General features: G+C 62.7%; 2 protein-coding genes and 1 pseudogene. All 3 read left to right on the top strand.

The features are described from left to right. Nucleotides 1–2,026 (top strand): annotated as a pseudogene (locus AAC083_RS13900) (chromosome segregation protein SMC); the annotation flags it as partial. 15 nt (nucleotides 2,027–2,041) lie between these two features. After that, a complete protein-coding gene (gene zipA, locus AAC083_RS13905) occupies nucleotides 2,042–3,169 on the top strand; it encodes a cell division protein ZipA (protein WP_108536904.1) in 1,128 nt (375 codons plus the stop codon). Nucleotides 3,170–3,272: 103 nt separating this feature from the next. Continuing rightward, a partial coding sequence (gene ligA / locus AAC083_RS13910) for an NAD-dependent DNA ligase LigA (RefSeq protein WP_108536905.1) occupies nucleotides 3,273–5,225 on the top strand: 1,953 nt, incomplete at its 3' end.

The following is a 5,225-nucleotide window of genomic DNA, read 5'->3' on the forward strand; positions in this document are numbered from 1 at the left end:
CTCCCGCGCCCGGCTCGCCGAGCTCGATGAACAGTGGCAGGCCAGTGTGGCCCGCCATGAAGAACGCAAGTCAGAGCAGGGTCAGCAGGGCGGCCTGCTGCGCGAGCTTGAAGCACGTCTGACCACGCTTGACCAAATTTTGGGGGAGCAGATGGTGGGGGCCACCTTGGCGGATCGGCTGCAGGTGACGCCCGAGTGGGCCCAGGCGCTGGACAAGGTACTGGGGCGCTGGCTCACCGCCCAGCCAGGGGACGAGTGCAACCTTGAGCAGAGCGGACTCTGGATTGGCCCTGCCCTGCCCGCGGTTGCCGGTACTTTGGCGGCCCGGCTCGAGGGCGATCACATTCCTGCCTTTCTCAATGCCATTTGGCTGGCGGAAAACCGGGAGGCGGCGCTGGCCCGCCAGCCAGGCCTCTTGGCCGGTGAGTCGGTACTGACCCCGGCGGGAGACTGGTTTGGTTCCAACTGGGCCGATCTTGGTCAGGGTGGGGCGCTCGGTACCCTGGCGCTGCTTGGTGAGCGTGAGCGGTTACACACAGAACTGGCGGCAGGCCGACAGGCACTTGGCCAGTTGAATGAGCAACTGGGCGCGGCCGATGCCGAGCGTGCCCAGCTGCACGGCGCCTTTGAGCTGGCCCAGCGCACGGTGCGTGAGCAGGAGCCGCAGTGGCAGCGACTGCGTGAAGCCTGGAGCCTGCGCGAGGGCCAGCGCCAGGAGCGATTGCAGCGGCTCGGCCAGCTTGGCGAAGAGCTGATCAGGCTGGACAAGGAGCAGGCCGAGGAGGCGCAGCGACTGGCTGCTGCCCTGCAGCAGCTCGAGCTGGATGAAGCGCGGCTTGGCGAGCTGCAGGAGCAGGGTGAGCCGCTGGCTCAGGCGCTGCAACGTGCTCAGGAGCGGGTCACCAGTGCCGAGCGGGCGGTGGAAGAGGCTCGCCTGCGCCGGGAGCAGCAGCAGGCCGGCTGCCAGCGTTTGCAGCTGGAGCTGCAGAATCAGCGCCAGCTCATCACGCTGCGTGAGCAGGAGCTGGCCCGGCTCGGACTGGAATTGGCCGAACTCAAGGCGCCGGGAGCCACACAGGGTCAGGATCTGTCGCCCCTGCTGGCCGAGCAGCGCAACCTGGAAGCGCTGCAACTTGCCTGCCATCAACGGCTGGCTGAGTTGGAGCGCCAGCTGACCGAGCTGGAGCAGACTCGCAGCGCCGATCACAAGCAGCTGGTGACCCTGCAAGAGAAGCTGGCCCAGCTCAGATTGGAGCGCGAACGCAACCTGACCCGCCGTCAGGGGCTGCACGAGCAGTTCGAAGAGTTGGGTGTGCGGCTGGTGGACCTCGATCAGGCGGTGTTGATCGCCGCAGATCGCGGCAAATTGCGCCAGGAGATCCAGACGCTGGAGGCGCAAGTGGAGGCGCTCGGTGCCATCAACCTGGCGGCGCTGGCGGAGTATGAAGAGGCAAAAACCCGCTCAAACTACCTGGAAAACCAGTGCCAGGATCTCGAACAGGCGCTGGAAACCTTGAGCCAAGCCATTAAAAGAATTGATAAAGAAACACAAATACGCTTCCGGGACACTTTCGATAAGGTCAACGAAGATTTAAAATCCCTCTTTCCAAAAGTGTTTGGGGGTGGCAGTGCCTGGCTTGAGCTGACCTCGGATGATCTTTTGGAAGCCGGAGTGAGCATCATGGCAAGACCTCCGGGTAAGAAGAATGCTACCATTGCCCTGCTTTCCGGGGGGGAGAAGGCGTTAACCGCACTTGCGCTGGTTTTTGCCATCTTCAGACTCAACCCAGCACCATTTTGTCTGCTGGATGAGGTGGATGCACCGCTCGATGAAGTGAACGTCGGTCGCTTCTGTTCTCTTGTCAAAGAGATGTCGAGCACAGTACAGTTCGTTTACATCAGTCATAATAAGGTCTCCATGGAGATGGCTGAGCAACTGGTTGGCGTCACAATGCAAGAGCCCGGGGTTTCTCGCATTGTGTCGGTCGATATCGGTGAAGCCGTCGCTTTGGCTGAGCAAAACTAGAAAGAGAAGCAGCTAATGCAGGAATTGCGTTACATCTTGGTTGCCCTGGGCGGTATTGCTATTGCGGCATTGCTCATTCACGGGCTGTGGAGCAACAGAAAGAATCGTCAGGCACCGATCAAAGAGAAACCTCTGGGCCGGATGGAATCCAAATCACGAACTCGTGACAATGACGCCTTCGACAGCGATGGCATTGGTCAGGTGCGCGTGGTCAGTGGCAGCCGTCGTGCCGAGCCCAAGCTCCACAGCGACGAGGCTCGCCAGCCGGATGTCAGCCGCCGTGCGCCCGTCCCCGCCTTCGATGATGAGGATGATGACGCCGAGCTGCCACCCCCCGTGGTGCGCAAGCCTGTCGCTCGCCCGGTTGCCCCGCCCCCCGTCTACGAAGAGGACGAGGAGGAGCTCGAGGCGCCGCTTCAGGCCGAGACAGTAGAGGCAGCGCCTGCTGCGCCGGTACACAAGCCTGCCCAGGTGATCCGTCGTACCCCGGTACACCGTTCACGCCCCCAGCGTGAGCCGCTGTTGCAGCCGCTGGATGATGAACCCCTGGTCGAACCGGCTTATGCCACAGCCCCGACGTTCGGTGTGCGCGAACCGGTTCAGGCGCCGGCACCTGAATACAAGCAGGCCCGTTATGCAGTCCCCGAGCCTGCCTACGAGGAGCCCGTGTATGAAGAGCCCGTCCGTGAGCCGCTGCTCGATACCCCGCCGGTCGAGAAGATCTGGCAGGATGTCTATGTCATCAACCTGATGGCGCGCCCCGGTCACGACCTGCAAGGGGCCACCCTGCTGGCCTCCCTGATGGCGCTGGGCTTCAAGTTTGGCGAGATGGACATCTTCCATCGCCACGAGGATCTCAACGGCAAGGGGGAAGTGCTCTTCTCCATGATCAACATGGTCAAGCCGGGCACCTTTAATCCCTACCGGATGGAGCAGTTCGACACCCCGGGTGTCTCCCTGTTCATGCAGTTGCCGCTGCGCAGCAATGCCGCCTTTGCCTTCGAGCACATGTTGCAGGCTGCCGATCAGCTGGCCAGCGATCTGGATGCCATGCTGACTGACATGGATCGCAGCCCGTTGAGTGACGAGACCATAGCCCGTTACCGGCACGAACTGGCTGCCTACGAGGCCAGTCGCGACTGATACGCCATGCGGGTCGAATGAATAAGAAAGTGCGGTACCCAGGTGCCGCATTTTTGTTTGTGCGGTTAACTTAATTATTTCAACCACAGTCCGAGACTTCTCCATGAGCGAAACCCTCTCCCGCCACCGTCAACTGTGTGAACTGCTCACCGAATATGGCCATCAGTACTATGTGCTGGACGAGCCGACCGTGCCGGATGCCGAATACGATCGCCTGATGCGTGAACTGATCGCGCTGGAAACCGACCATCCCGAGCTGAAGAGCCCGGCCTCACCCAGCGTACGGGTCGGTGGTCAACCTCTGCTCGCCTTCAAACAGGTGCGCCACGAGATCCCCATGCTGAGCCTGGACAACGTGTTCAGCAGCGAGGAGTTGCAGGCGTTCGAGCAGCGCATGAGGGATCGTCTGAAGCAGGAGGTGAGTTTCGCCTTCTGTTGCGAGCCCAAGCTCGATGGTCTGGCGGTGAGCCTGCTCTATGTGGATGGCCAGCTGGTGCAGGCCGCCACCCGCGGCGATGGCACCACGGGTGAGGAGATCACCGAGAACGTGCGTACCATCAAGGCCATTCCCCTGGCCCTGCGGGGTGAGGGTTGGCCAGCCCGTTTAGAGGTGAGGGGGGAAGTCTTTATGCCCAAGGCCGGTTTCGAGGCGATGAATGCCAAGGCACTGGCGGCAGGGGAGAAGGTGTTCGTCAACCCGCGCAATGCTGCCGCAGGCAGCCTGCGTCAGCTCGATTCGCGCATCACCGCCACTCGTCCCTTGAACTTCTACGCCTATGGCGTCGGGGTCGGCGGCGATCAGCTTGGGGATTCCCACTTCGCTCGCCTGTGCCAGCTCAAAGCGTGGGGTCTGCCCATGAGTCAGGAGGTGAAACTCAAGCAGGGGGCGACCGGTTGTCAGGCGTTCCATGATGACATCCTGGCTCGCCGCAGCGAGCTCCCTTACGAGATTGATGGCGTGGTCTACAAGGTCGATGCCATCGCTTTGCAGGAGGCGCTGGGTTTTGTGGCCCGCGCGCCGCGCTGGGCCACGGCTCACAAGTTCCCGGCCGAGGAGGAGATGACCGAGCTTGAGAACGTCGAGTTTCAGGTTGGCCGTACCGGCGCCGTGACCCCGGTGGCCAAGCTGAAACCCGTGTTCGTTGGTGGCGTCACCGTCTCCAACGCCACCTTGCATAATGCTGACGAGATTGAACGGCTCGGGGTGATGATCGGCGATACGGTGATCGTGCGCCGGGCAGGGGACGTGATCCCGCAGATCGTCGCCGTGGTGGAGGCGCAGCGCCCCGTTGATGCCCGCGCGATCCTGTTCCCGACCCAGTGTCCGGTCTGTGGATCGGCGGTGGAGCGGCTGGAGGGGGAGGTGGTGACCCGCTGCTCCGGCGGTCTGTTCTGCGAGGCGCAGCGCAAGGAGGCGATCAAGCACTTTGCCGCGCGCCGCGCCATGGATGTGGACGGCCTTGGCGACAAGATTGTCGAGCAGCTGGTGGACAAGGGACTGGTGAAGACCCCGGCCGATCTGTTCAGCCTCAACGCCATCCAGCTCGCCGGGCTGGAGCGTATGGGGCCAAAATCTGCACTCAATCTGGTGGCGGCCATCGATGCGGCGCGCAGCACTACCTTGCCGCGCTTCTTGTTTGCGCTGGGCATTCGCGAGGTGGGGGAGGCGACCGGGCTCAACCTCGCCAATCACTTCCTCACCCTGGAAGCCCTGCGGGCCGCCACGGTAGAGCAGTTGCTGACGGTGGCGGATGTGGGGGACGTGGTGGCCAAGCACGTCTACTACTTCCTGCGTCAGCCCCACAATGTGGAGGTGTTGGAAGCCCTGCTGGCGGCCGGTATCCACTGGCCGGCCATCGAGAAGAAGGCGGCAAGCGATCAGCCTTTTGCCGGCAAGACCTTCGTGTTGACCGGCACCCTCACCCAGCTTTCACGCAACGACGCCAAGGCGGCGCTGCAGGCGCTGGGGGCCAAGGTGGCGGGGTCGGTGTCGGCCAAAACAGATGTGCTGGTGGCGGGGGAGGCGGCAGGCTCCAAGCTGACCAAGGCGCAGGAG

Source organism: Aeromonas sp. HMWF014 (assembly GCF_963878295.1).
GTDB lineage: Bacteria > Pseudomonadota > Gammaproteobacteria > Enterobacterales > Aeromonadaceae > Aeromonas > Aeromonas popoffii.